This window comes from Streptomyces sp. NBC_00258 (genome assembly GCF_036182465.1).
Lineage (GTDB): Bacteria > Actinomycetota > Actinomycetes > Streptomycetales > Streptomycetaceae > Streptomyces.
This window is the reverse complement of the sequence record NZ_CP108081.1, coordinates 984,839-1,010,077: the sequence shown is the minus strand read 5'-3', so window position 1 is coordinate 1,010,077 and position 25,239 is coordinate 984,839. Positions and strand designations below refer to the sequence as shown.

Sequence of the window (25,239 nt, the reverse complement as noted above, 5' to 3'; positions counted from 1 at the left end):
CGGCCTGGGCCCGCGCAGCCTCACATCCGGGATCTGAGCACGTCGACCTCACAGCCCGGCGCGAAGGGGTCGAAGCCGTGCTCGATCAGCCAGCGAACTGCCAGCAGGCTTCGCAACGACCACCACGCGTGGATCACGTCGAGGTCGATGTCGGTGCCATAGCCGGCGATGACGTCGTCGAGGTGCTCCTCGTGTCCGAGTGTGAAGGTGGCGAGGTCGTACAGGGCATCACCCTGGCCCGCCTCGGACCAGTCGATGATGCCGGTGACTTCGTCGCCGTCGACGAAAACGTGCGCGATCTGCAGGTCGCCGTGTGTGAACACCGGAGTCCACGGCCTGAGCGCGGCCTCGGCGACCTGGCGGTTACGAGTGACCAGGTCAGCGGGCAGGACACCGTTCGTCACGAGCGACTCGCACTCGTCGTCGAGTTCCGCCGCCAGCGCGACGATGCTCCGGCCGGCCCGGCCCGGCATGGGCGGCACGGGCGATTCGTGCAGCTTCCGGATGGCGGCGCCTGCCGCGGCCCACCCCGCCGGCGACCCGGTCGACGGCCCGCCGAGGCGCCCAAGCGTCGCTCCTGGGAGTGCGGTGATCGCGAGCACGGGCGGTTTGCGCCACAGGACCTCCGGGGTCGGGACCGGCGCGAGGGACATCGCCTCGACCTCGACGTCGATGCGCGCCTGATCGGCGTCCACCTTCAAGAACACGTCACCGACGCGCAGAGTCGCGCGCTCGGAATGGGCGACGACGACTTTGACCTCATCCATGGGCGACCAGTATCCCGGGGATGATCGCCGACGTCGCCAGGTTTATCGCGTGCGATTACGCGGCTGACCGCGTCCCGATATTCGGCGGCCCCGTGCACAACACCGGCCTCAGACCAGGTCAAGCCCACCGCTTTTGTTCGGAGTTCTTCGGCGGGCATGGTCTGCTGAACGGGAGTTCATTCAGGCCAAGGGGTCATTCCAGGGCTGAAGACGCACGGCCTGTCATCTAGCCGCCAGCCCGCTCCGGAACGAGCACGGTGCCGCGGGTATCCCCGGGTGCGGTGACGATGGTGCCGGGTGGGCCGCCGGACAAGGCGTGGACCGGAGCGTGGATGCCGCGGGCTGCCGCCTCCTCTGGATCGATCTCCTCCCACCTCCGCCACGGGTGCCGCGTCAGGAGATCCCGGTCCGGATCTTGTAGACCATCCCGTTGACGACCTGTCGGTCCTTCACACGTGGACGGACCGTCGCGGCCGCGGTATCAGCGGAGCGAGTAACTCCCACTCCTGATCAGTGAGTTCATGACGACGTATCACCCCGCCATGATCCACCATCCGATGATCTTTGAAGACGGACCCTAGATGATCGATTCCAAGGGGTTTAGTGGTCCTAGGCGGTCAAGGCGCGCAGGACTGGCTGGTAGGTGTGGTCGTTGTGCCAGTTGCGGCGGTGAGGGCGAGGATGCGTTGCAGGACGCGGACGGCCACTCCGCCGGGAGTGCGGCCGCGGTGCCGTTCGAGGTCGAGTTGACCCTTGAAGGTTTTGTTGATCGACTCGATGACCTGCCGCAGCGGTTTGAACAGATGCGATCCGGGCCGCTCGGTCTCGCCTATGCGGGCCGGCCGCAGCAGCCGGACACCCAGCTCGGATAGCCGTTGTTCGAACTCGTGGCCGAAGTAGTTCTTATCGCCGATCAGCGTCTGGCCAGGGCGCTCTGTGGTGAGCTGGGACTCCCCGTCGAGCAGGTCCAGCAGGGTCTCGCGTTCGTCGGCCTTGGCTCCGGTCAGCGCGAAGGCGACGGGCAGGCCGTGCAGTGCGCAGACCAGGTGCAGCCGCAGTCCCCAGAAGTAACGCGTGTGACTGGCGCAGCACCCGTACTGGGCCCATCCGGCCAGGTCGGAGCGCCTGACGGTCTCACGGGAACGGCCGCACTCAACCGGCGTGGAGTCCACGACCCATACGTCGTCGCTCCACAACGTGGTGTCCCGGGCCAGCATGCGGGTCACGTGGCGGACGAGGTCTGCGGACTCGCGCAGGCGCTTGTTGTAGCCGGGCTGCTTGGGCAGGTAGGGGAAGAGGTGCCGCAGGTGGGCATGAGCGTGCTGCAGCCACCGCGCCTCGGAGGTGAAGCTGAGCATGGCCTGCATCATCGCCAGGGTCACCAGCTCGGCGTCGCTGAGCTGCGGCGCAATGCCCACGGCTGGCCGCCATGGCCCGAACGGCGGCGAACCCTTCAGCAGATCATCGGTCTTCACGTAGAGCGCGGTCGCGAGGGAGTCCAACTCTGTCTTCACGCATCGACATTGGACTCCCTCGCCGCGACTGCGCAGGGGACCGTGGGAAGCCCGGCGTGGATACCCTCGACTACGGTGTCAGCACGATCCTGCCGAAGACCTCGCCCGTGTACATCTTCTGGTGCGCCAGCATGGCTGCGTCCAGTGGCAGCACCTCGTGCACCACTGTTTCGATCTCGCCGCGGCTCGCTGCGGCGAACTGCTCGCTCCGCACGGCACGCCGGTCGGCTCCGGTGACGGTGGCTGCGCTGAAAGCGGCGAAGGACATCGACTTCTGGAACGCCGCCATGATCTTCGTGCCGAAGTCCGCCGGTGGCTGGCCTGCGACAGCGCCCACAGCCACCATGCGGCCGTTCGGGTTGAGCCGGTCGAAGAACGACGGCATGTCCTTGCCGGCCACCACGTCGATGATGACGTCATAGCCTGCGGGAGCTTGTTCCCCTCCTTCGCCGGAGCGGTCTAGCACGTGGGTCGCGCCGAGACGTCGCAGTCGCTCACCGCGCTCGGCCGAGGAGGTGGTAACCGCCACCGCGGCGGCGCCGCCGCGAGCGGCGAGTTGCACCACCATGATCCCGATGCTGCCGGCCGCGCCACGGACCAGGACCGTCTCCCCGGGAGCGAAGTGGGCGTGGCGGAGCCCGAAGTGGGCCACCACGCCGGAACTGCCGAGTGTCACCGCATCGACTGCGGACAGGTTCACGGGCAGGGGAACGATCTCCTCGACCGGCGCGAGGGCCTGTTCGACGTATCCTCCGCCGGTTCCGGTGAAGCCCCACACCCGCCCGCCGATCCACGAGGCGTCGACGCCGTCACCGACCGCGGTCACGGTGCCCGCCACCTCGCTGCCCGGGATGTGGCCCTCCTTGAAGCCGTAAGCTGCCAGGGCCCCGCTTCGGATCACGGCGTCGACTCCACCGACGCCCACGGCCTCGGCGGCTATCACCACCTGTCCGGCAGCAGGTGCGGGAGCCGGCAGGTCGACAACAGCCAGACCTTCAGGACCTCCGTACGTCTGGATCGCGATTGCCTTCAATGTCGTCTCCCATGTTCTCGGGCCGATCAAATGCCGTCGGCTCAGTACCCGCCGCCGACGGTTCACGGCGCGGCTGGGGTTCGGTCCCGGTGCTGTGCGCCCCGATGATCTCGGTGAGCTGCTACGTCTTGAACGCTAACGGACGCCCCCGTCCGTTTAGGTAAAGTGAGAGCATGACCGACCGATTGCCTCACACCCTGCGTTCCGACGCGCTGGACAACCGCGAGCGCATCCTCGACGCGGCCCGAGCACTGTTTTCCGCCGACGGCCTGGACGTGCCGATGCGGGAGATCGCGCGGTGCGCGGGGGTCGGACCTGCCACCTTGTACCGTCATTTCCCGACCAAGCAGGTGCTGGCCACCGAAGCCTTCGCGGACCAGTTGCGCGCATGTCGCACCATCGTCGACGACGGGTGCGCCGATCCCGATCCGTGGCGTGGCCTTTGCCTGGTGATCGAGAAGATCTGTGAGCTGCACGCGCGGGATCGAGGTTTCAGCGAAGCCTTCATGTCGACCTTCCCAGGGGCGCCGGATGTCGCGGGCCGTGAGTACACGGTGAAAGCGGTCGCCGGACTGGCCCAGCGGGCCAAGGACGCAGGGCACCTGCGGTCCGACTTCGTCCTGGACGACCTCATTCTCATCCTCATGGCCAACAAGGGGATCCACACCAGATCGACCGACACCCAGGTCATGGCCTCCCGACGCTTCGCAGGGTTGGCGATCCAGGCGTTCGAAGCCTGCCCTCAGCACGCACCACTACCACCAGCGGCACGACTGGTATCCGCAGCACCGGACAGCGCCTGACCGTGGGCGAGCGGTATCCACGCTCGACGAACGAACCACTGAACCCCTTGGAATAGATCATCTAGTGCATTGACCGCATAGGTTCGCCGGGTTGGGTCGGACTGCGGTTTTGAGGGGGCGGCCCCAGCGGGTGCCTTTCTCGCTTATGCGAGCGCGGTTCTTGCGCTGGGGGCGAGCACATCAGGGTGGCGGGTGTTGGCGCTGTGTCCGCGCATCGCCAACACCCTGCACGATCTCCTTACGAAGGCCACCGCGTGGGTGGAGACATCGTGAGATCTGGGTGTCCTTGGCTGAGGGTGGCGACTCGTGTCCGACGCACCGCTTGGTCGATGACCGAGTCACTGCTCCTAGCGGCGAACCTGGAATGTCAGTCCTTCTCGGCTGCTCAACCGCACAACACGGCGACCGGTCTCTTCGGACCAGGTGACCGAAGCGTGGCCATGGTCGTGTGCGCGGGCGACGACGCCGTCCAGATCACCGACCTCGACCGCAAGTTCCCACTGCGGGGCGGATGCGCTGGGTCCCCGTGTGGCGATGAAATCGGCGCAGATCAGAGGGGCGCCAGTCGTCTCCCCGTAGAAGTGACGGGCTTTGTCAGGCTGATCGCAGGCCAGGACCATGCGGTGCGGAGCGCTCGCCAAGTGGGGCGGAAACTTCCATCCGGTGAAGTGGCGCGGCTGCCACAGCGAGAAGGCGGCACCGAGCGGATCGATCAATGTCGCCATGCGGCCCTGATCGCCCGCGTCGAAGGGAGGCACTACAAGGCGTGCGCCATTCACCACTGCCGCTTCGGCACGGCGATCGACGTCGTCGACTGCCAAATAGTAGGCGATGTGGGCGGGTGTTCCCGGTGGGTAGACCGTGTTTGCCAAGTCGCTCACACCGCCGATCAGGTGGCCATCGATGGCTATCTTGGTGGCCCTGCGCCAGTCCTTCTCGTCCACCGCGAAGCGCCAGCCCAGCGTCTTCGAGAAGAAGGTGGCGGTGCCGGCTAAGTCGCGGGTTTTGAGGTCCATCCAGCAGAACTCGTTCAGTGAACCCAGACGGGTCGTCATCATGTGCTCCTTGTCGTCTCGATGCTGGGTATCGGGTGCTCAGACGACTCCGCAACAGATTTTCAGCTGCTGGGCATTCAGAAGAGTCGGCGGACCCGTTGCTGCCGCACCGATCCGAGCCTGCGCGGGCGGGCCCGGTCTTCGCCGGATGGATCAGACTGCGGTTTTAAGAGGGCGCCCGCCCCAGCGGATGCCCTTCTCCCTGCGGATGCGGACGCGTTCCCTGCGCTGAGCGGCGAGCACGTCGGGATGGCGGGCGTTGGCGTTGCGCCAGCAGAGATAGCGGTGCGGGGCCCTGGTTTGCGCGGGATGGCTGCGGTGGTGGCGGTTGGCCAGGGTGGACTGGCGCAGTGGGCCGAAGTCGGCCTCGATCGGGTTGGCCCAGGAGGCGTAGGTCGGGATGAAGCACAGCTCGACCTTTGTTCTTCTTCGCCCAGCGGCGGATGTCCTGACCGGTGTGGGCGGAGAGGTTGTCCAGGATGATGTAGGTGGATGCGCCGTCGGGTCGGGCGGCGCGGATCGACTTCAGCGCGGCCAGGGTGGTGGCGGTGCCTTTGCGGCGCTGGTCGACACCCCACAACCGGTCGTCGCCGACGGAGTAGCCGCCGTGGAAGTAGGTGACTCCGTGAGTCCGGTGGTAGGTCGCCGGCAGCCGGTGGGATTTGCCCTGCTTCGCCCAGCAGGAGCCCACGGTGGGGCGGATCCCCAGGGGCCCGAACTCGTCGAAGGCGAAGACCCGGTCCGGGAAACGTTCCAGCACCTTCTCGATGCGGTCGAGCTTGGCGGCGCGTTCGTGGTCAGGGGATTCCTTCCAGGTCTTGGTTCGCTGGAAGGTGATGCCGCGGCGCCGGAGCAGGCACCGTAGGGCTTCCCGGCCGATGCGAATGCCGTGTCCGTGGACGCGGCGCAGGTAGGCGGCGAGTTTGCGAATCGACCAGCGGGTGAAGGGCTGGCCGAGCCTGGTGGGGCGGGTGGTGGCCGTCTGGATGACGAAGTCTTCGTCTCCAGTGCTGAGTTGGCAGGGACGGCCTCCCGCCCATCGAGGGTCCAGGCAAGCCAGTCCGATCTCGTTGAACCGGTGGATCACCTCCCGCACCGTGTCCTCGTCGGCTTGGACCAACTGGGCGATCACGGGGACACGGTTCCCGCCGGCGGACTCCGGCAGCATCATCGCCCGCCGGTAGCGCACCGAACTGGTACTGCCCCGGCACACGACCTGCTGCAGCTTCTGCCCTTCCTGTTCGGTCAGTCTGCGCACCCGCACAGGCTCGGCCACCACACCCCCACGGTCGAAACGGACGTCACCGCCCATCCAACCGATACGACCACTACTCCGGCGAACCTATGCGGTCAGAGCACTGGCCGACTGGCAGGGGACGCCGGTACTCACTCATCGGAACTGCCGTAATCGAACAGAGGCGGCAAGTGGTGCCTCCCGAAGTGGTGAACATCTGCCGTCCGTTCTCGGGCTCTGGCACACATTCCGGATGCTGTTGGTGATCTCTAGACGCTCAAGTCTCGGCAGAATTGCCGGAATCTGCTAACTGGCCTGGCTCGGGTCGGCGGTTCGCTGCCGGGCGAGCCGCATTGGCTGAGCCTGATGACGTTGGCTCCGGCAGCGGTGAGGACATGCTGGACGTGAGTCTTTGCTGTCCCTCGGTAGCGGCAGTGGCGGAGACCGTGCGCGTGGACTGTTTCGGAGACGGTGGCCTCGCATCCGGCGCGTAGCGCGTAGCGGCGCTGCCACTGCTCGGTGTCCTGCTCGTGCCGGACCCGGGTCTGGATCTCCTGCAGACGCTGGGGCAGGAGGGTGATGTGGCGAGCGCGGCCGTCGGTATTTCCGGTGCAGGCGAGCCGGTCTTCGCATGTCCGGCAGGCAGGTTTGGGAAACAGCACAGAGAGCCGCTCATGCTGGTCGCCGAGGGTGGGCTTCCACGGGTGGCTGGTGATTCCGCGGGGACAGGTCAGGGTGCGGGCCTGCCAGTCGGGGATGAAGTCGGCCTTCGTGAAGCCGGGGTGGTCCTGGGCTCGGGGGTCGGCGCGGACCGGCCCGGTCAAGGCGATTCCGTGGACGCGGGCAGCCTGGTCGATGGACTCAGGCGTGACATATCCGGCGTCGACGAAGTGTTCCAGATCCGTGAACTGCTGTCGGACCAGACGCTGATGGATGTCCTCGAGCACATCGATGTCCTGCTCAGGAGCGGGCCTGGTCATCACCTGCACAATGACGTTCGGCCCGCTCTCGCTGCAGATCTCGCTCTGGTGATCGCGATAACCGATCCAATTCTTCGTGCCGGCCGCAGTGACCTTCCGGCTGTATCGGGCTTGCGGATCGTAGGGGGAAACAATCTCGACGCTGGCCCATGGGACACAGGCCGTGGCAGGATCCGGCCGCCCGTCCGTCGTCGGCGGCAGGTCCGCGCGGCGGGGCACGTTGCGTCGGCTCAGCCGGTCTTTGGTGGACTTCGGGCTCCGCCACCGCAGCCGGCCCTCGGCGTCGTGCCAGTACTGCTGCACCCACACCTGACGCAGGATCTCGATCTGCACCAGTGTCCGCAGCCGCGGTGGGGCATCGTCACCGAACACGGCTCGCAGCAGCCAGATGCCGTCCTCGCCGACCTGCAGCGCGTGCTCCTCCAGTGCTGCCTTGCCCTTGGGAAGCCGGTGGTAGAAGGCCGGACGCCCGTAACGGTCTGCCCAGGCCGGCAGGACCAGTGGCGCCAGCCATTCCTCATCTTCGAGGGTGAGTTGCTCCAGCGCGGCCCGCAGGGTCTCGGCGACGAGCTCGGTCCTGTTCAGCGTCCGCACTGCGGCCAGCACGTGGGTCGAGTCCGTCCGTACCCGGCCGCCACGTCGCTTGACCAGCCCGGCAGCCACGAGATGATCCACCATCAGTGCCAGCAACCGGTCGGCCCGATCGCCCTGGGCCATGCGGTCTCGGAACTCGCTGAGCACAGAGAAGTCGAAACCCGGATCATCGAGATCCATCGCGAGACAATACTTCCAGTCCAGTCGGCACCGGACCGCCTCGGCAGCCTGGCGATCGGTCAAATTCTCCGCATACTGCAGCACTGACACCATCGCCAGCCGTGCCGGCGACAGACCCCGCCGCCCATCGGCCGGGAACCAGTCGGCGAAGTCATCGTCCACGAACAGCTCATCCAACCGGTCCCGTACCCACATCGCCGGCGTGCCCCGCGGATTACTCGCCCGCGCCATCCGGACCGTCAACGCCGGAATCGACCGCCCCGAACCCACACCCATCGACACTGCGGCCACCCCTTCGACCGCTCGATCCGCCCCGCGCCACCAGCGCAGCACACCCCAGAACCCAACAGCAAGACCCCGCGGAACCTCACCCTGCCGCCCGGAGATCACCAACAGCATCCATTCCGTGAGAACGGTGGACGAGTCTCTTTTGATCGGCAGACTGGAGCGATGCGGATGGAGAGCGTCGCCCGGATCCAGGCAGTCCGACTCGCCGTGATGGTCGGTGCAGTCATTGCCGCTCCAGTCCTGTTCGTGGCTGGGACTCCGTTGCGCCGCCGTATGTTGCGTCGCTACTACCGCGAAGACGGCTCGGGCCTTGTGAGCAAAGAGGACGGTTGGGTGAGCCCGGGATACTTCGTCGTCACCAACGTGGTTGTTCGAGCCCTCTGCTGGCCGTCGGAGTACGTACTCCGACGGCTTCGTCCTGCCTGACCAGGGCAGTCATCGGGCGGCGGTGAGAAGTACCCGTTTACGGAGGAGCGGGAGCTTGGCGCGGCCGAACATCTGGCGCTTGACCATCTTGATGTGGTTGACCCGGCCTTCGACGGGGCCGGAGTTCCAGTGACTCGTCAGGCCCTGGACGACGGCGCCCCAGTCCTTCTCCAGGCCGGTGGCGAAAGAGTGGAGGCCCGGAAGCTCCTCGGCTCGCGCGCTGACGACCCAGTCCTTCAGATGCTGGCCGGTGCGAGTGGTGAGGATGGCAGCGAAGCTGCGGACGAGGCGGTGGGCCGCCTCGAGCTCCGGGCAACGGGTAAAGACTTCGGTCAGCTGTTTTCCCTCACTCTCCGAGAGCCGGTCGGGGTGACGCATGATCCACCCAGTGACTTGTCGGAGTCCTGGTGGCGCGGGCCCGACGACGCGGATACGGCGTCGGCGTCGTGGCCGTAGATAGTCGCTGATGATCTGGTAGCTGCCGCGGTAGCCGAGGCCCTGGAGCTCGGAGTGGAGCTGGATCGCATTGGTGCCCCCTTCTGCCCAGCGTTTGTCCAGGTGGGACTTGTAGGGGTCGAGCTGGCTTGGCCGAGGTTGCTGTCGGCCGCCGAGTAACTCCTCAGGAGTTGCCGCGCGAGCGCATCGGCGGACCGTGTTTCCACCCATGTGCAACTCGCGAGAGATCTCTCGAATGCCATGGCCCTGGTGGAGGAGCGCGTGGACGATGGCGTGACGTTCACGGACACGGGCTTCGATCGGCGACATCTCCCTTCCCGACGGCGGTTCAATATCCGGCAGTTCACCCAGGCCGGAGCCGGGTGACCGCAGGCAAACGGTGGGCTGGCGCACGCACTGTTCCACCGCGGTGCCAAGGTTCTGCCACAGGTGAAAGCGGTCAGCGACCTGGACTGCCTGTGGGGCCCCAACGCGGGCGCCCTCAGCGTAGGAGCCGGCACGATCCCGGCAGATCACCTCGATCCTGGGATGCTCACGCAGCCATGTGGCCAGCGTCCCCGCGTCCCGTCCTGGCAGCAGGGCGAGCGGTTTGCGGGTCTCGCAGTCGATGAGCACGGTCCCGTAGTGCTGCCCACGGCGGGTGGCGAAATCATCGACCCCGAGCACCTTGGGCGCTTCCCAGTAGGGATCAGAAAGGGCCATCAGCAGCCGCAGCAGCGTCGTCCGGCTGACCGCACTGTGCAGTGTTACGGCCAGCCGGGCCCCCGCGCGGCCGGCAAGCGCGACGGCCACGGCTTCCAAAACCCGGCGCGAAGCAGGCGTCCGTCTCCCGTACCGGAAGGTCAGCCCCGCGACCTGCTCGACGAACGTACGACGCCCGCACAGGCCGTTGCCGCAGTACAAGCGCCGCACGGTCAGCTCGATCAGCACCGGCTGGTCGCCGATCGGACTATCGGCCAGGCGACGCTCGTAGCAGCTGTGCACACGATTCGACGGAAGTTCGCAGTCCGGGCACAGAGCAGCGCCATCGAGGGTCCTCGCAACGATGCGCACCACACCGCACTCCGTGAACACCCGCTCCACCAGAACCGCGCTGAAGTGCGGAAACAGCACCGCTATGAGGTCATCACACCGCACCACGGTCCCAGCTGACGGGACGTCACCGTGTCAGAACCCCGGTGATCGTCCTCACGGAATGTGTGCCAGAACCCCGTTCTCGTGGACAAAGTCAGACGCGCCGAGCCCGAGCAGGGCACGGCCCCCGGACAGGGCGTCGAGGTAGCCCATGCTGGTTGGCGAGTCGAAGCCGTATGCCTCGGCAACTCAGACGCCGACGAGGCCGGCTGCGCGCACGGTCGCAGCGCCGGGCTGCGTCAGCGGCGGACGCGCAGAGCGTGAAGACCTCAAGCGATGTCATGGCACCCGGCCGGAGCACCGACGCCGTGCGAGGTCAGTACGCGCCTTCTCGCGCGAAACAGGCTCTCTCGCACATCTGCCATGGTCGCCTGGCCGCCAGTGACGCGGGCGTCATCGGCGGGGAAGCGCTGTCCTGCTTGCCCCCACACCCACGCCGCAGATGACGTAACCACGCCTCGGCCCTTGGGGGGAGGGAACGATCGGGGGAGGAAAGTCTCCCTGCCACGGGCGTCACTGGCGATGCCAGACTGCCGGGCATGACCGGCCGCGACGGTGATCGCACGGTCGTCCAGGTCCTGCGGCGACGACGGTCCCGCCCCTGCCGTGCCGCTGTGCGCGGCGTGATCCGTCCGCGATGCGAAGGCGTAACCATGTCCACTGAAGTCCCCGAGTCTGCCGTTCCACCCCCCGCCGGAGCCGGCGACTCCTCGCCGGCTCCCAGTCGGCGCACCTTCATCGCCACCACCGGCGCGGTCGGTGGTGCGGTCGTTGCGGGCGGTGTGATCGGGGGAACATATCTCGGCCCGGAGGAAGCGGCCGCCGCCGATACGTCGCCCTCCAGCCATGTGTCCCTGACGGTGAACGGCACCCGGCGCACGCTCACCGTCGACAACCGCACCTCGCTGCTGGATCTGCTGCGCGAGCACTTCGAGCTGACCGGCTCGAAGAAGGGCTGTAACGCCGGGGCCTGCGGAGCGTGCACGGTCCTGGTCGACGGGCAGCGGGTGAACTCCTGCCTGACGCTCGCGGTACGCCTGGAGGGCGCCCGGGTCACCACGATCGAGGGCCTGGCCGACGGCGATCAACTGCACCCGCTGCAGCAGGCGTTCGTCGACCAGGATGCCTTCCAGTGCGGCTACTGCACCCCCGGCCAGATCATGTCCGGGGTTGGCTGCATCAAGGAGGGGCACACCGGTTCGCCGGAGGAGATCCGGGAGTGGATGAGCGGCAACATCTGCCGCTGCGGCTGCTACGTGAAAATCGTGCGGGCCCTCGAGCAGACCGCCGGCCGGAAGTAAGGAACCGCTGACATGCATCCCTTCTCCTTCACGAAGGCCGCGAACACCCGTGAGGCCCTCAACGCGGGCCGCCACGGCGGCCGTTACATCGCCGGCGGCACCACGCTCGTCGACCTGATGCGCGAGACCGTCGAGCGTCCCGAAACCCTGGTCGACATCAGTGACCTGCCGATGCGTGACGTCCAGGTCACCGAGCGCGGTGGCTTGCGCATCGGCGCCCTGGTGACCATGACCGAGGCCGCCGCTCACCCCAAGGTGCGCTCTCTGTACCCCGTCATCTCCCAGGCGCTGGAACTGAGCGCTTCCGCCCAACTGCGGAACATGGCCACCATCGGCGGCAACATCATGCAGCGCACCCGCTGCACCTACTTCCGCGACGTCACCGCCGACTGCAACAAGCGAGAGCCCGGCTCGGGTTGCGCCGCGCTGAAGGGCTTCAACCGCACCCACGCGATCCTCGGGACGTCCGACACCTGCGTGGCGACCCACCCCTCCGACGCGGCCGTGGCATTCGCCGCGCTGGAAGCATTGGTGCATCTGCTGGGCCTGGACGGGGAACGCCAGATCCCCTTCGCCGACTTCCTGCTGCGACCGGGCAACACCCCGAATCGTGAACAGGCCCTGAGGAGAGGTGAGTTGATCACCGCAGTGGAGGTTCCCGCGCTGCCGCGCCCGCTGAAGTCCGGCTATCTGAAGGTGCGCGACCGCCAGTCCTACGAATTCGCCCTCACCTCGGCGGCGGTGGCGCTCCATGTGCGCGGCGGGGTGATCCGGGAGGCGAAGGTCGCCGCCGGGGGAGTGGGCACCGTGCCGTGGAAGCTGCCCGCCGTTGAGCGGCACCTCGTCGGCGAGCGCCCCTCGGAGTCGTTGTGGACGGCCGCTGCCGCCAAGGCGGCGGAAGGCGCTCGTCCCCTCCAGCACAACCGGTTCAAGGTCGAGTTGCTGAAGCGGACCGTGGAACGTCAGCTGCGCGTTGTAGGAGGTACCAAGTGAGTCCCCAGCCGCAGGCAGCCGTGGGTGCGCCGCTGTCGAGGGTGGACGGCCGGCTGAAGGTCACCGGCAAGGCGCTGTACGCCGCCGAACACGACGTCGACGGAGTGGTGCACGCCGTGATCGTCGACGCGAGCATCGGCCGCGGCCGCGTCACCTCGATCGACACCGGCGCCGCCGAAGCCCATCCGGGCGTGCTCCGGGTCATCAGTCACCGCAACGCGCCGAAGCTGCCGTACCGCGACAACGCCGGGTCCAACAACATGCCGGGCCGACGGCTTCGCGTCTTCCAGGACGACAAGGTCCTCTTCCACGGTCAGCCGGTCGCCGTCGTGGTCGCCACCACGCTGGAGGCCGCTCAGCACGGCGCGAGCCTCGTCAAGGTCGGCTACGACGCCGAGCAGTCCTCGACCGACCTGCACGACGCCGAGCCGGACAAGCCGACCACCTACGCGCGCGGCGACGCGGAAGCGGGACTGCGCGACGCTCCCGTGCGGCTGGACCTGACCTACCAACTGGCGCGCAACCACCACAACCCGATGGAACCGCACGCCACTATCGCCCGCTGGAACGGCGACAGGCTCACCGTGTGGGACAAGACCCAGTGGGTGATGGGTACCCACGACGAACTCGCCGCCGTGTTCGACCTGCCCGCAGAGTCGGTGCGCGTCATCAACCCGTTCGTCGGCGGCGGCTTCGGCAGCGGGCTGCGCTGCTGGCCGCACACGGTCATCGCCGCGTTGGCCGCGCGGGAGACGAAACGTCCGGTCAAGCTGGTGCTCAGCCGCAGGCAGATGTACTTCGGCACCGGCTTCCGGCCGTCGTACGAGTACCGGCTGCGGTTGGGCAGTGACCGGCGCGGCCGGCTGGCGGCGGCGATCCACGACATCGACGCCGAGACCTCTTCGTACGAGACGTTCACCGAGGCCGTCATGGGCGCGGGGCAGATGACCTACAGCATGCCGGGCGTGAGCCAGGCGTACCGGACGGTGCCGCTGGACGTGAACACCCCGATCTGGATGCGCGGCCCAGGCTTTGCCTCGGCCTCCTTCGCGATCGAGTCGGCAATGGACGAACTCGCGCACAAGCTCGGCATCGACCCGATCGAGCTGCGCAGGCGCAACGAGCCGAACGAGGACGAGTCGAGCAACCTGCCGTTCTCGACCCGGCGGCTGCGTGAGTGCTACACGGTCGGTGCCCGGGAGTTCGGCTGGAACCGCCGCAACCCCAGGCCCCGCTCGACGCGTGACGGGGACTGGCTGGTCGGTCTGGGCATGGCCGCCGGTGTCTATGATCCCGGGCGCTTCCCCGCGGAGGCCCGAGCCCGCCTCGACGCCGACGGCACCGCTGTGGTCGAGGCGGCCACCAGTGACATGGGGCCGGGCACCTACACCTCCCAGACCCAGGTCGCCGCCGACGCACTCGGACTGTCCATGCGCACGGTCACCTTCAAGCTCGGCGACTCCCTGTATCCGCAGACCGGCCCGCACGGCGGCTCGGCGACCATGGCCAGCGTCGGCTCCGCCGTCGTCGACGCCTGCGACCAGGTACGCAAACAGGCGATCCAACTGGCTGTCGAGGACCGCGAGTCGCCGCTGTACGGAGTGGACGCCGCCGATGTGGTCGTACGTGGCGGTCGGCTGCACGTGCAGGGCACCCCGACGCGCGGTGAGACGTACCGGAGCCTGCTGGCCCGCAACGACCGTTCCCACCTGGAAGCGCGCGGCAGTTACACGGGGCCGCCGACGCCCCAGCGGGAGTCCTACCACGCCTACAACGCGACCTTCGCCGAGGTCGCGGTGGACGCGACGCTCGGTCTGGTCCGGGTGCGGCGGATGCTCGGCGTGTACGACGCGGGCCGCATCATCAGCCCCAAGCTCGCCGACAGCCAAGCGATCGGCGGCATCGTGGGCGGCATCGGCACGGCCCTGCTGGAGCACACGGTCACCGACCACCGCGACGGCCGAATCGTCAACGCCAACCTCGCCGACTACCTCGTGCCCGTGAACGCCGACGTCCCCCAGGTCCGGGCGATCTACCTGGACGGCGAGGACAACGCGGGCAACGCGCTAGGGGTGAAGGGACTCGGCGAGGTCGTCCAGGTGGGTGTGGCGGCCGCCATCGGCAACGCGGTCTTCAACGCCACCGGCCGCCGGGTCCGCGAACTGCCCATCACCGCCGAGGCGTTGCTCTGAGCCGAGTGCCCGGGCCCGCCGCCCGGCGGCCCAGCGGCCAGGGCACTCCTTCCGCGTCCGGCAGCCGGTCCCCCCGGCCCAGCTGCCGGACCCATACAGGGCCGCCGCATGATGACGCTCCCTTCTGGAGCGGCGGCGGCCCCTCATCCCTTGCACGAAGGACCCGTTCATGCTGAACATCGCGGACACACTGCACCCCTGGTGCCGCGAGGCACGCCCCTTCGCCCTGGCCACCGTCGTCGACGTCACCGGCAGCGCACCCCTGCCGGTAGGTACGTCGCTCGCGGTGGACGAGGACGGCAACGCGGTCGGCAGCATCTCCGGCGGCTGCGTCGAGGGCGCGGTCTACGAACTGTGCCGACAGGTGCTCAGCGACCGGGGCGCCCCGCAACGCGCCTGGTTCGGGTACTCGGACGACGACGCCTTCGCCGTAGGACTGACCTGCGGCGGCGAACTCGACGTCCTCGTCCAACACGTCGACCCCGCCCTCCAGCCGCACCTCGCCGCCGCCCTCGCCGACACCGTCCGGGGCCGGCCCACCGCCGTGGCCCAGGTCGTGGCCGGCCCCCGCGACCTCATCGGCTCCACCCTGAGCGTCCTCGCCGACGGCGGCAGCACCTACGGAACCCTGGTCGGCGGGCCGACGGACAACCTGGTGGCCCAGGAGGCGCGGGCCCTGCTGCGGGCCGGACGTACCACCCGCGTCACGATCGGCGGGAATGGAGACGACTGCCCCGAACCGCTGACCCTCCTCGTCCACGTCCACGCGTCCCGCCCCCGCATGCTGATCTTCGGCGCCGTCGACTTCGCCGCCGCCCTCAGCGAGGCCGGCCACTTCCTCGGCTACCGGGTCACCGTCTGCGACGCCCGCCCCGTCTTCGCCACGCCCGCCCGCTTCCCGCACGCCGACGAGGTGGTCGTCGACTGGCCCCACCGCTACCTGGCACAGACGACCGTGGACTCTCGTACCGCCATCTGCGTCCTCACCCACGACGCCAAATTCGACATCCCGCTGCTGCAACTCGCCCTCGACCTGCCGGTGAGCTACGTCGGCGCGATGGGCTCCCGGCGCACCCACGACGAACGCCTCCGTCTGCTGCACGAGGCCGACGTGTCCGAGAACCAACTCGCAGGCCTGCACTCCCCGATCGGCCTCGACCTCGGCGCCCACACCCCCCAGGAGACGGCCCTCTCCATCACCGCGGAGATCATCGCCCACACCAACCAAGGCACGGGCCGCCCCCTGTCCCAGGCCACCGGACCGATCCACCGACCGCTTCTCCCACTGCACGCCAACCATGACCGTCTGAGACAAGAGGCGCCAGATCCTGGCCGACGGCCCACGATGCGCCGTAGCGGTCGCGTGTCGCCCTGAAAAGAGAACTGCCACCAATGCCACCCACACCCGACGGCCGACCCCGCAAGCTGCCCTTCGTCGTCCTGGTACTGTCCGCCGGAACATTTCTCATGGGCACCACCGAATTCGTCATCGCGGGCCTGCTGCCCGAGATCGCCGACGATCTGAATGTCAGCGTCTCTCAGGCAGGCCTGCTGATCACGACGTTCGCGGCAGGCATGATCGTCGGAGCGCCGGCGATGGCTGTCGCGACACTGCACCTGCCGCGGCGCTCCACGCTGATCCTCGCGCTTGTCGTCTTCGCCCTGGGCCACCTGGTCGCCGCGCTCAGCTCGTCCTTCGCGCTCGTCCTCGCGGCCCGCGTGGTGACCGCACTGGCCACCGGGACCTTCTGGTGCGTCGCCGCGATCGTGGCCACGAACGCGGCAGGGCCGGCAGCGACGTCACGGGCCCTGGGCATGCTCCTGGGCGGCCTGACCGTGGCCACCGTGGCCGGCGTACCTCTGGGCGCGTGGCTGGGGCAACTGTCGGGCTGGCGCGGGCCGTTCTGGGTGCTGGCCGCGCTGTCGGCCGGCGCGGCGGCGGTCATCGGCCGGTACATCCCTGCCGACGAGCGACGCGAAGCGCCTTCAGTGCGGGCGGAGTTCGCCGCGCTGCGGGATGCCCGGGTCTGGTTGACGCTGAGTTCCATGACGCTGCTGATGGGCGGTGTCCTGGCGACGTATACGTACATCTCGCCTCTGCTCACCGAGCGGGCCGGCATCTCCGCCGAGGCCGTGCCCATGGTCCTGACCGCCTACGGCTTGGGCGCCCTGCTGGGCACCACGGTCGGCGGGCGCCTGGGTGACCGTCGCCCCCTTGCCACGCTCCTCACGGCCGCCGCCACGACCACGCTGGTCCTGCTGTTGTTGACCTGGCTCTCCACCAGCCCCGTGGCGGCCATCGTCCTGGTGACCCTGATGGGGATGACCGGCTTCGCCGCAAACCCGGCGCTCGGCGCCCTGGCCCTGCGCTTCGCCGGTTCCGCACCCACCCTCGCCTCCGGCCTCAGCGGCGCGGCGCCCAACGTGGGCATCGCCATCGGCTCCTGGACGGCGGGCATCGCCCTGACCTTTCCGCTGGAGCAGGCAGGGCCCCCGCTGGTCGGCACAGTGGCGGCCGCCCTCACCCTCGTCCCGCTGACCGCTCTCGCACTGACGCGCGCCACCCGCCCCGTGGCGCCCCCGCCGACAAACCCTCCCCGGCTCCCGTAGACAGCCATGTGCGCGGGCAACCAGTCACGCCCGAGGACCGACGGAGCGTGCGGTACGGCCCGGCGGGGTCACCGCCGTGGGTGTGGGCGGGGCACCGGTCAGCGGAGGGAAGACGAGGGCGACACGTGTTGGTCGGCGGCCCAGGAGGCGAGGATGCGCAGCCGCTCGTGGGTGGGAGAGCCGGGGGCGCCGGTCCAGACGGTCAGGTGCTGGTCGGGATCGGTGTTGGCGGTGAGGGTGTCCCAGTCCAGGACGAGTTCGCCGACGACCGGATGGTTGAGGGTCTTGGTGCCTACGGTGCGGGCGGCGACGCGGTGATCACCCCACCACTGGGCGAACTGTTTGTCACGGGTGGACAGTTCACCGACCAGCTCGATCAGGCGGGGGTCCTCGGGATACTTCGCCGCCTCCATCCGAACCTGCGCCACGGCGATCCTCGCCGAGCCCTCCCAGTCTGCGTACAGGGTGCGCATCGCCGGATCGGTGAAGATGAGGCGGGGGTAGTTGCGGTGCTTCTCCGGAATGCGGGAGAAGTCGGTGACCAGGGCTGCTGCCAGGGCGTTCCACGCCAGGATGTCCCCGCGTCGGCCTTGCACGATGGCCGGGGTGGCGGTGAGGTCGTCCAGGACTCGTTGGAGCTGGGGCTGCACCTTCTGCCTGCCGTGGCGCCGCGTGCGGGTGGTGGTCTTGCCCGCGAGCTGGAAGAGATAGCCCCGCTCGTCGTCGTCCAGGTGGAGAACGCGGGCGATGATGTCCAGCACGGGCGCGGACGCCTGCATGCGGCCCTGCTCAAGACGCGTGTAGTAGTCGGTGCTGATCGAGGCGAGCTGGGCGACCTCCTCACGGCGCAGCCCGTCCACCCGGCGGGGTCCGCTCGTCTCCGGGAGCCCGACCGTGCGCGGGCTCAGTTCGGAGCGGCGCTTCTTGAGGAATTCGCCGAGTTCGTTGAGAGGAACGTTGCTGGTCATGCTTCCCATCCTGACGAGGCGGGCAGGTTCTGGTCGGCGGCCCAGGAGGCGAGGATGCGCAGCTGATCGTGCGCGGGGGAGTCCGGGGCAGCGGTCCAGACCGTCATGTACTGGTCGGGGTCGGTGCTGGCGGTGAGGGTGTCGCAGTCGAGGGTGACCTCACCCACGACCGGATGGATCAGGGTCTTGGTGCCCACGGTGCGGGCGGCGACGCGGTGATCGCCCCACCACTGGGCGAACTGCTGGTCGCGCATGGACAGTTCACCCACCAGCGCGATCAGGCGGGGGTCCTGGGGATACTTCGCCGCTTCCATCCGCAGCTGTGCCACGGTGACCTGCCCAGCGGTCTCCCAGTCTGCGTACAGGGTGCGCATCGCCGGATCGGTGAAGATGAGGCGGGGGTAGTTGCGGTGCTTCTCCGAAATGCGGGAGAAGTCGGTGACCAGGGCTGCTGCCAGGGCGTTCCACGCCAGGATGTCCCCGCGTCGCCCCTGCACGATGGCCGGGACGGCGGTGAGGTCCTCCAGCACCCGCTGCAGTTGTGGCTGGACCTTCTGCACGCCCCGGCGCCGGGGCGTGCGTACGGTGGTCTTGCCCGCGAGCTGGAAGAGATAGCCCCGCTCGTCGTCGTCCAGGTGGAGGATGCGGGCGATGGTGTCCAGCACGGGGGCGGACGCCTGCATGCGGCCCTGCTCGACCCGGGTGTAGTAGTCGGTGCTGATCGAGGCGAGCTGGGCGACCTCTTCGCGGCGCAGTCCTTCGACCCGGCGGGGCCGGCCGGTCGACGGAAGTCCGACCGTGTGCGGGCTCAGCTGTGAGCGGCGCTTCTTGAGGAATTCTCCCAGTTCGTTGAGGGGAACGTTGCTGGTCATGCTTCCCAGCATTGCATCGATCGCACCCGGGGAAGGGGGGAGAATTTCCTCCCTGGATGTTCCTCTCCCCGGATAGATTCCTCCGCTTTTCGTGCCCGCCCTCGCGTGTGACGCTCGATCGTGAGCAGCCATTCCTGACTTTGGCTGCGGCTCACAACCCTCGCACCGAAGGAAGCAGCCAATCATGCGCGGAGCAGTCATTCACGCCCCCGGCGACGTGCGCGTCGAGACCCTGGCCGACCCGAAGATCAGCCGGCCGACCGACACGATCATCCGTACGGTCGCCACCTGTGTATGCGGCTCGGACCTGTGGCCCTACCGCGGCGCGGAGCCGGTGGACGAGCCCCATCCGATGGGGCACGAGTACGTCGGCATCGTCGAGGAAGTCGGCAGCGAGGTCACGAACGTCAAGCCGGGCCAGTTCGTCGTCGGGTCGTTCGCCACCTCGGACAACACCTGCCAGAACTGCCTGAACGGCTGGCAGTCCTCCTGCCTGCACCGCGAGTTCATGAGCACCTGTCAGGCCGACTACGTCCGCATCCCCAACGCCCACGGCACCCTCGTCGCCACCGACGGGCATCCGGACGGCGCGCTGGTGCCCGGCCTGCTCGCCGTCTCCGATGTGATGGGCACCGGCTGGTACGCCGCTGTGGCCGCTGAGGTCAAGCCCGGCTCCACCGCCGTCGTCGTGGGCGACGGAGCGGTCGGCCTGTGCGGCGTCATCGCCGCGTGCGAACTCGGCGCGGAGCGAATCATCGCCATGAGCCGCCACGAGTCCCGTCAGAAACTCGCCCTCGAATTCGGCGCCACCGACATCGTCGCCGAACGCGGCGACGAGGGCATCGCCCGCGTCAAGGACCTCACCGGCGGCATCGGCGCCGATTCCGTACTGGAGTGCGTCGGCACCGCCGAGTCGATGCGGCAGGCTCTGAGCTCCGCCCGGCCCGGCGGCAATGTCGGCTTCGTCGGTGTCCCGCACGAGGTGGCGGTCGACGGCCAGGAGCTGTTCTTCTCCCAGGTCGCCCTGCGCGGCGGCCCCGCTCCCGTGCGCCGCTTCCTGCCCGACCTGATCGACCGGGTTCTGACCGGCCGGATCAACCCGGGCAAGGTCTTCGACCTCACCCTGCCCCTGGAGCAGGTCGCCGAAGGCTACAAGGCGATGGACGAACGCCGCGCCATCAAGACCCTCCTGAAGCCCTGACCGCAAACCGTTCCGCCACTGGGGCCGGGCATCCGAAGCCCGGCTCCGGCACGGCCCCTCGACACGAAGGACTCACCGTGACCACTTTCGCCCTCATCGGTGCAGGACCCGGCCTCGGGCTCGCCGCCGCCCGACGCTTCGGAACTGCCGGCCACAGCGTCGCCCTCATCTCCCGCAACGCCCAGCGCCTGGACAGCCTGACGGCCGAACTGGCCGACGACGGTATCAAGGCCCGCGGTTTCGCCGCCGACGTCCTGGACACCGAGTCCCTGACCGCGGCCCTGTACGCGGCCGGTACCTCGCTGGGGACCGTCGAGATCCTCCAGTACAGCCCGGTGCCCCGGGCCGACTTCATGAAGCCGGTCCTGGACACCGGCGCCGACGACCTGGACGCGCCCCTCGCGTTCTCCGTCAAGGGCCCTGTCACCGCGGTGAACGCTGTCTTGCCCGGCATGCGGGAGATCGGCCGCGGCACGCTGCTGTTCGTCAACGGCTCCAGCGCCGTACGCCCCAACCCGAACGTCGCCGGCACCTCCATCGCCTTCGCCGCCGAGAGTGCCTACGCCCGCATGCTCCACGACACGCTCGCCCCGCAGAACATCCACGCCGCGCAGCTGATCGTGCCGGGTGCCATCCGGCCCGACTCCGAACACAGCAGCCCCGGCGCCCTGGCCCAGCGCCTGTACGACATCCACGGCGAGCGCGACGGCTTCCGCCACTACTCCGAGCCCCTTCCTGACTGAGACCCCGGCGCACTCCCATGAACTCCGCCGCCGTCCGCGCCCTGGTCTACGCCGTCCCGGCAGCCGCTCTCCTGTTGGCTGTGAGCGCCTGTACCAGCGACTCATCAGGCGCCACATCGCCCTCCGAGCCCTCCTCCCCGGCGTCCTCGGAGCGGCAGGAGGCATCTTCATCCGCCGCACCCAGTGCATCAGCCGACAGGAACACCTCCATGGCCATCCGGGTCACCATCGACGGCCGACGCGTCGACGCCACTTTGAATGACAGCCCTGCCGCCCGTGACTTCGCCGATCTGCTCCCGCTCACCCTGGATCTGGAGGACTTCCACCAGACGGAGCGGATCGCGGACCTGCCGCGCAGGCTGACCACCTCCGGCGCCCCGGACCCAGCTGTGCCCCGGGCCGGTGACCTGGCCTACTACGCACCCTGGGGCAACCTGGCTCTCTACTACCGCGACGGCGATTCCGCCTCCGCCGACCTGCTCATCCTCGGCCACGTCGACGCCGACGCCGACCGGCTCGGCACGGCCGACCGCATCACCATCGAAGCTGCTCCCTGACCTTTGGCAGCCACGTGGCCGTTCCCGTTCGTTCCGACGGCCTCCCCGTCCCCGTGGCCCGACCGCATTCCGATTCCGCCTATCCGCCCTTCCGCTCAAGGAGAGACCACCCGTATGCCTTCCACGTCCGGGACCACCCCCGGCAAGCTCCCCTTCGTCGTCTGGGTGCTGGCCGCAGGTACGTTCCTGATGGGCACCACCGAGTTCGTCATCGCCGGGCTGCTGCCCGAACTGTCCACCGGCCTCGGTGTGAGCACGTCCCAGGCCGGGCTGCTGATCACCGCCTTCGCCGTCGGCATGATCATCGGTGCGCCGACCATGGCCCTGGCCACCCTGCGCCTGCCCCAGCGGCAGACGCTGATCCTGGCCCTTGCCGTCTTCAGCCTCGGTCACGTGGTGGCGGCCCTCAGCACCGCCTTCACCGTCGTCCTAGCCGCCCGCGTCGTCACCGCGCTGGCCACCGGAGCGTTCTGGTCCGTCGGGTTCGTCGTCGCCACCGCCGCCGCGGGCCCGCAGAGGGCCACCCGCGCGACCGGCGTCATGATCGGTGGGCTGACCCTGGCCAACGTCGTGGGTGTGCCCATCGGCTCCTTCGCCGGCCAGTTCGTCGGCTGGCGCGGCCCGTTCTGGGCCCTGGCCGTGCTCTCCGCTCTCGCCGCCGTCTTCATCGGCCGCTTCATCCCCACCCAGGAACAGCGCGCGGCCGTCTCGCTTCGCGCCGAGTTCGGCGCGCTACGCCAGGGCCGGCTGTGGCTGGCGCTGAGCGCCGCCGTGTTCATCATGGGCGGGGTGCTGGCGACCTACAGCTATGTCACTCCGCTGCTGACCGACCGCGCCGGGATCCCGGCGGGCGCCGTGCCGTTCGTCCTCATCGCCTTCGGCGTCGGCGCTCTGGGCGGCACCGCCACCGGCGGCCGTCTGGGTGAGCGCCGTCCGATGGGCACCACCATCACCGCCGCAGCGGCGACCGCTCTGGTCCTGTTCCTGATGATCCCGCTGTCCACCAACGCGGTCACGGCCACCGTCCTGGTCTTCCTCATGGGCCTGACCGGTTTCGCGGTGAACCCCGTCGTCACGGCGCTAGCCATGCGGTTCGCCGGTGACGCCCCGACCCTGACGTCCGCGCTGACCACCTCCGCCTTCAACGTCGGCGTGGCCGGTGGCTCCTTCGTCGCGGGCACGGCCCTGGACTCTTCCCTCGGCGTGACCGGTCCGCCCCTGGTGGGCACGGTCATAGCCGCCCTCACTCTGTTCCCGCTCATCGCCCTCGCCGTCCGCGGCGTCTCCGGCAGGAGCCGCATCGTGGCTCAGTGCACCGCTCCGGCCCACGCACTGGATGACGTGCCCGCACGGATGCCGTCGCATGGCTGATTCCGGTCGGCATCCGCCACGAGCCGACGCGATGTCTTCGCCGCATCGAACGAGAGGATCCACCATGAGCGGCAACGGGCATGCCTTCACCGGCAAGGCGGCCTTCGTGACCGGAGCCGCATCCGGCATCGGCCGCGCCGCCGCCCTCTTCGGACGTCTGGGCGGGGGTTGTGTCGAACAAACAGTCTCTGAAGAATCCGGCGATCTACGCTGATAGCGGGATCTAGGAAAACACGCTTCGACCTGCTGCTTAGCGTCCGACCTGGTCGGAGCCCTGGCTGCCCCGATCAGCCGACGACGTTCTCTTCGCTCCCCTGTCGTCGAGGATCTTCACCCTCACAACAGCGATCGAATCCCGGCTACGAGGGGCGGAGAACGGGATCGATCTCTGTCAGGCTTTCGTGCAGCAGACGGGCCCCGCGGGCAACACGATCGTCGGCGTCGCCCGCCATCTCCTCGCAGAGCCGCAGCGCCGCGTCCAGATCGTCCGAGAGGATGCTGAAGACATCGACGATCGCGACGTGGATGCAATCGGCGTGGTTGTCGTTGGCGACTGCCAGCGCGGACGCGACTATCGTCAGTCCGACCCTGTCCTTTCGCCGAAGCAAGCCATCCGCGGTCCGTCGGGTGACGAAGGTGTCACCACGGTCAAGCACAAGTCCCAGCAGTGGCTCCACGGCCTCCGGCATCTCGGCGAACCCTGCCAGGCTGTGACCGGCATCCGCCCGGTCACGCCAGTCATCGCTTCGCCCGAGTTCGCAAAGCGTCACGACCACCGCATGCCGCAGGTCACTGACCACGGATTCGCCCGCCTCTTCCCACGATTCCGGTCAAAATATCACTGAGGCGCCCTACAGGATGATCGCCAGGACAGGTCTAGTCCGAACGGTCGGTTACCTGGACGTTGATCCCTGTACAAGTGAACTGGTGGGGTGGGCACGGCGGTTGCCGCCGTCGGCGCAGGAGGGCCTTCGGCTGACTGCGGGCCGGCCGCGCGAGGATGTCGCGGCGGTGTTCCAGGTGTCGCTCAAGACCGTGGACAACTGGTGGGCGAGGTGACTGGAGGCGGGCAAAGGGGCGGCGGCTCTCGTGACTGGCCCGCGTACCGCCGTACTGATGGTTTCAGAATGAGGTTCGGAGTCGTCTCAAGCAGATGATGCTGCAGGCAAGTTGGAGGAAGCCCAGGTGGAGATCTGCGCGCTTCTCGTAGCGGATCCGCAGCCGTTTGAACTGGTGCAGCCAGGCAAATGTGCGCTCCACGACCCAACGCGTCTTTCCCAGGCCGGAGCCGTGCGTGATGCCTTTTCGGGCGAACTTGGGTGTGATGCCGCGAGCCCGGAGAAGGCGGCGGTACTTGTCGTAGTCGTAACCGCGGTCGGCGAACAGCCGAGTTGGCCGGTGCCTGGGTCGACCGCGGACACCACGGATGCGGGGTATCGCATCGAGCAGGGGCATCAGCTGGGTGATGTCGTGGCGGTTCCCGCTGGTCAGTGAGACGCAAAGGGGGGTGCCTTGCCGGTCGACGATCAAGTGGTGCTTGCTGCCGGGCCGGGCCCGGTCGACCGGCGAAGGTCCGGTGTGAGCCCCCCTTTCAGAGCCCTCACGTGCGATCCGTCGATCGCGGCGTCGTCCATGTCCAGCAGACCCGCCGCACGCAGCTCGGCCAGCAGCACCTCGTGCAGTTGCGGCCAGACACCGGCCTCGGTCCAGTCCCGCAGTCGCCGCCAGGCCGTCACGCCACTGCAGCCGACCTGTTCTGCGGGAACGTCCCGCCAGCTCACGCTTTTGCACAGCACGTAGACGATGCCTCTGAGCGCAGCCCGGTCATCTGCCGGCAACCGCCCCGGATACCGATGCCGCCGAGGCGGCCGAGCAGGTAAAAGCGGGGCTACACGTTCCCACAGGTCATCAGGCACAAGTTCAGCAGCCACTCAACCGATCCTGCCGACACAACACCCAACTGCCAA

At 68.5% G+C, this 25,239-nt stretch carries 20 protein-coding genes and 2 pseudogenes; 11 read left to right on the top strand and 11 right to left on the bottom strand.

The genetic code is table 11. From position 1 onward, the window contains the following. Positions 1-20: 20 nt before the first annotated feature. The 3 genes and pseudogenes from OG718_RS04790 to OG718_RS04780 all read right to left on the bottom strand — a co-directional run bounded on the left by OG718_RS04790 (position 21) and on the right by OG718_RS04780 (position 3,314). The gene (locus tag OG718_RS04790; RefSeq protein ID WP_143644791.1) at positions 21-767 is read right to left on the bottom strand and encodes a phosphotransferase family protein; all 747 of its coding nucleotides are present in this window, start codon (positions 765-767) and stop codon (positions 21-23) included. Positions 768-1,376: 609 nt separating this feature from the next. Further along, a pseudogene (locus OG718_RS04785) lies at positions 1,377-2,281 on the bottom strand (IS982 family transposase). Between the two features lie 70 nt (positions 2,282-2,351). Beyond that, entirely contained in the window at positions 2,352-3,314 is a 963-nt protein-coding gene (locus OG718_RS04780) for a zinc-binding dehydrogenase (RefSeq protein ID WP_186001634.1), read from the bottom strand. Positions 3,315-3,487: 173 nt separating this feature from the next. On the opposite strand from OG718_RS04780, the gene OG718_RS04775 reads away from it, so the two are divergent. After that, the gene (locus tag OG718_RS04775; protein WP_143644794.1) at positions 3,488-4,117 is read left to right on the top strand and encodes a TetR/AcrR family transcriptional regulator; all 630 of its coding nucleotides are present in this window, start codon (positions 3,488-3,490) and stop codon (positions 4,115-4,117) included. A 347-nt stretch (positions 4,118-4,464) separates the two neighbouring features. On the opposite strand, the gene OG718_RS04770 is transcribed toward OG718_RS04775, so the two are convergent. The 4 genes and pseudogenes from OG718_RS04770 to OG718_RS04755 all read right to left on the bottom strand — a co-directional run bounded on the left by OG718_RS04770 (position 4,465) and on the right by OG718_RS04755 (position 10,443). Then, positions 4,465-5,175, bottom strand: a complete 711-nt coding sequence (locus OG718_RS04770; RefSeq protein ID WP_313904943.1) for a VOC family protein — start codon at positions 5,173-5,175, stop codon at positions 4,465-4,467. A gap of 150 nt (positions 5,176-5,325) precedes the next feature. After that, positions 5,326-6,448, bottom strand: a pseudogene (locus OG718_RS04765) (IS630 family transposase). A 227-nt stretch (positions 6,449-6,675) separates the two neighbouring features. Further along, entirely contained in the window at positions 6,676-8,559 is a 1,884-nt protein-coding gene (locus OG718_RS04760) for an IS1182 family transposase (RefSeq protein ID WP_328843362.1), read from the bottom strand. Between the two features lie 324 nt (positions 8,560-8,883). Then, positions 8,884-10,443 carry an ISL3 family transposase gene (locus OG718_RS04755; RefSeq protein ID WP_328843361.1) on the bottom strand — a complete coding sequence of 520 codons (1,560 nt, stop codon included), beginning with the start codon at positions 10,441-10,443 and terminating at the stop codon, positions 8,884-8,886. Positions 10,444-11,117: 674 nt separating this feature from the next. Between OG718_RS04755 and OG718_RS04750 the strand changes: the two genes are divergently transcribed. The 5 genes from OG718_RS04750 (at position 11,118) to OG718_RS04730 (ending at position 17,560) form a co-directional block, all read left to right on the top strand. Next, entirely contained in the window at positions 11,118-11,765 is a 648-nt protein-coding gene (locus OG718_RS04750) for a (2Fe-2S)-binding protein (protein ID WP_143644247.1), read from the top strand. Positions 11,766-11,777: 12 nt separating this feature from the next. Beyond that, entirely contained in the window at positions 11,778-12,758 is a 981-nt protein-coding gene (locus OG718_RS04745) for an FAD binding domain-containing protein (RefSeq protein WP_328843360.1), read from the top strand. Continuing rightward, positions 12,755-14,950 (top strand): xanthine dehydrogenase family protein molybdopterin-binding subunit, encoded by a 2,196-nt coding sequence (locus OG718_RS04740; protein ID WP_328843359.1) that lies wholly within the window; start codon positions 12,755-12,757, stop codon positions 14,948-14,950. Before OG718_RS04745 ends, OG718_RS04740 begins: the two co-directional genes overlap by 4 nt. Before the next feature lie 169 nt (positions 14,951-15,119). Then, on the top strand, positions 15,120-16,325 hold the full coding sequence (locus tag OG718_RS04735) for an XdhC family protein (RefSeq protein ID WP_328843358.1): 1,206 nt from the start codon (positions 15,120-15,122) through the stop codon (positions 16,323-16,325). Positions 16,326-16,342: 17 nt separating this feature from the next. After that, positions 16,343-17,560: an MFS transporter gene (locus OG718_RS04730; protein ID WP_328843357.1), complete on the top strand. Its 1,218-nt coding sequence runs from the start codon at positions 16,343-16,345 to the stop codon at positions 17,558-17,560. A 98-nt stretch (positions 17,561-17,658) separates the two neighbouring features. Here OG718_RS04730 and OG718_RS04725 read toward each other — a convergent pair whose 3' ends face one another. Together OG718_RS04725 and OG718_RS04720 are read right to left on the bottom strand one after the other, a co-directional pair. Further along, positions 17,659-18,528, bottom strand: a complete 870-nt coding sequence (locus OG718_RS04725) for a helix-turn-helix domain-containing protein (protein WP_328843356.1) — start codon at positions 18,526-18,528, stop codon at positions 17,659-17,661. Next, complete coding sequence (locus tag OG718_RS04720) at positions 18,525-19,412, bottom strand: helix-turn-helix domain-containing protein (RefSeq protein ID WP_328843355.1); 888 nt, start codon at positions 19,410-19,412, stop codon at positions 18,525-18,527. The genes OG718_RS04725 and OG718_RS04720 overlap by 4 nt, the downstream gene beginning before the upstream one ends. A 172-nt stretch (positions 19,413-19,584) precedes the next feature. On the opposite strand from OG718_RS04720, the gene OG718_RS04715 reads away from it, so the two are divergent. The 5 genes from OG718_RS04715 to OG718_RS04695 all read left to right on the top strand — a co-directional run bounded on the left by OG718_RS04715 (position 19,585) and on the right by OG718_RS04695 (position 23,486). After that, entirely contained in the window at positions 19,585-20,601 is a 1,017-nt protein-coding gene (locus tag OG718_RS04715; protein WP_328843354.1) for a zinc-dependent alcohol dehydrogenase family protein, read from the top strand. Positions 20,602-20,678: 77 nt separating this feature from the next. Next, complete coding sequence (locus OG718_RS04710) at positions 20,679-21,344, top strand: SDR family NAD(P)-dependent oxidoreductase (RefSeq protein ID WP_328843353.1); 666 nt, start codon at positions 20,679-20,681, stop codon at positions 21,342-21,344. Positions 21,345-21,553: 209 nt separating this feature from the next. Then, a complete protein-coding gene (locus OG718_RS04705; RefSeq protein WP_143644256.1) occupies positions 21,554-21,901 on the top strand; it encodes a cyclophilin-like fold protein in 348 nt (115 codons plus the stop codon). A gap of 114 nt (positions 21,902-22,015) precedes the next feature. Then, positions 22,016-23,272, top strand: coding sequence for an MFS transporter (locus OG718_RS04700; protein ID WP_328843352.1), 1,257 nt, complete (start codon positions 22,016-22,018; stop codon positions 23,270-23,272). 64 nt (positions 23,273-23,336) lie between these two features. Beyond that, positions 23,337-23,486 (top strand): hypothetical protein, encoded by a 150-nt coding sequence (locus OG718_RS04695; RefSeq protein ID WP_328843351.1) that lies wholly within the window; start codon positions 23,337-23,339, stop codon positions 23,484-23,486. A gap of 145 nt (positions 23,487-23,631) precedes the next feature. Here the strand turns inward: OG718_RS04695 and OG718_RS04690 are convergent, their stop codons facing one another. Both OG718_RS04690 and OG718_RS04685 read right to left on the bottom strand, forming a co-directional pair. Beyond that, the gene (locus tag OG718_RS04690) at positions 23,632-24,072 is read right to left on the bottom strand and encodes a hypothetical protein (RefSeq protein ID WP_328843350.1); all 441 of its coding nucleotides are present in this window, start codon (positions 24,070-24,072) and stop codon (positions 23,632-23,634) included. Positions 24,073-24,394: 322 nt separating this feature from the next. Further along, positions 24,395-25,203, bottom strand: a protein-coding gene (locus OG718_RS04685; RefSeq protein ID WP_328843349.1) for an IS5 family transposase whose coding sequence is annotated in 2 segments (ribosomal slippage) — positions 24,395-24,864 and positions 24,864-25,203 — 810 coding nt in all. Because the reading frame shifts where the segments join, the coding sequence is not laid out codon by codon here. Positions 25,204-25,239: the final 36 nt, after the last annotated feature.

Excerpts from the sequence above, each read along its gene's own strand:
- OG718_RS04775 (WP_143644794.1), top strand. The coding sequence starts at position 3,488 with ATGACCGACCGATTGCCTCACACCCTGCGTTCCGACGCGCTGGACAAC.
- OG718_RS04745 (WP_328843360.1), top strand. The coding sequence starts at position 11,778 with ATGCATCCCTTCTCCTTCACGAAGGCCGCGAACACCCGTGAGGCCCTC.
- OG718_RS04760 (WP_328843362.1), bottom strand. The coding sequence starts at position 8,559 with ATGCTGTTGGTGATCTCCGGGCGGCAGGGTGAGGTTCCGCGGGGTCTT.
- OG718_RS04750 (WP_143644247.1), top strand. The coding sequence starts at position 11,118 with ATGTCCACTGAAGTCCCCGAGTCTGCCGTTCCACCCCCCGCCGGAGCC.
- OG718_RS04730 (WP_328843357.1), top strand. The coding sequence starts at position 16,343 with ATGCCACCCACACCCGACGGCCGACCCCGCAAGCTGCCCTTCGTCGTC.
- OG718_RS04705 (WP_143644256.1), top strand. The coding sequence starts at position 21,554 with ATGGCCATCCGGGTCACCATCGACGGCCGACGCGTCGACGCCACTTTG.
- OG718_RS04735 (WP_328843358.1), top strand. The coding sequence starts at position 15,120 with ATGCTGAACATCGCGGACACACTGCACCCCTGGTGCCGCGAGGCACGC.
- OG718_RS04790 (WP_143644791.1), bottom strand. The coding sequence starts at position 767 with ATGGATGAGGTCAAAGTCGTCGTCGCCCATTCCGAGCGCGCGACTCTG.
- OG718_RS04770 (WP_313904943.1), bottom strand. The coding sequence starts at position 5,175 with ATGATGACGACCCGTCTGGGTTCACTGAACGAGTTCTGCTGGATGGAC.
- OG718_RS04725 (WP_328843356.1), bottom strand. The coding sequence starts at position 18,528 with ATGACCAGCAACGTTCCTCTCAACGAACTCGGCGAATTCCTCAAGAAG.
- OG718_RS04715 (WP_328843354.1), top strand. The coding sequence starts at position 19,585 with ATGCGCGGAGCAGTCATTCACGCCCCCGGCGACGTGCGCGTCGAGACC.
- OG718_RS04700 (WP_328843352.1), top strand. The coding sequence starts at position 22,016 with ATGCCTTCCACGTCCGGGACCACCCCCGGCAAGCTCCCCTTCGTCGTC.
- OG718_RS04720 (WP_328843355.1), bottom strand. The coding sequence starts at position 19,412 with ATGCTGGGAAGCATGACCAGCAACGTTCCCCTCAACGAACTGGGAGAA.
- OG718_RS04695 (WP_328843351.1), top strand. The coding sequence starts at position 23,337 with ATGAGCGGCAACGGGCATGCCTTCACCGGCAAGGCGGCCTTCGTGACC.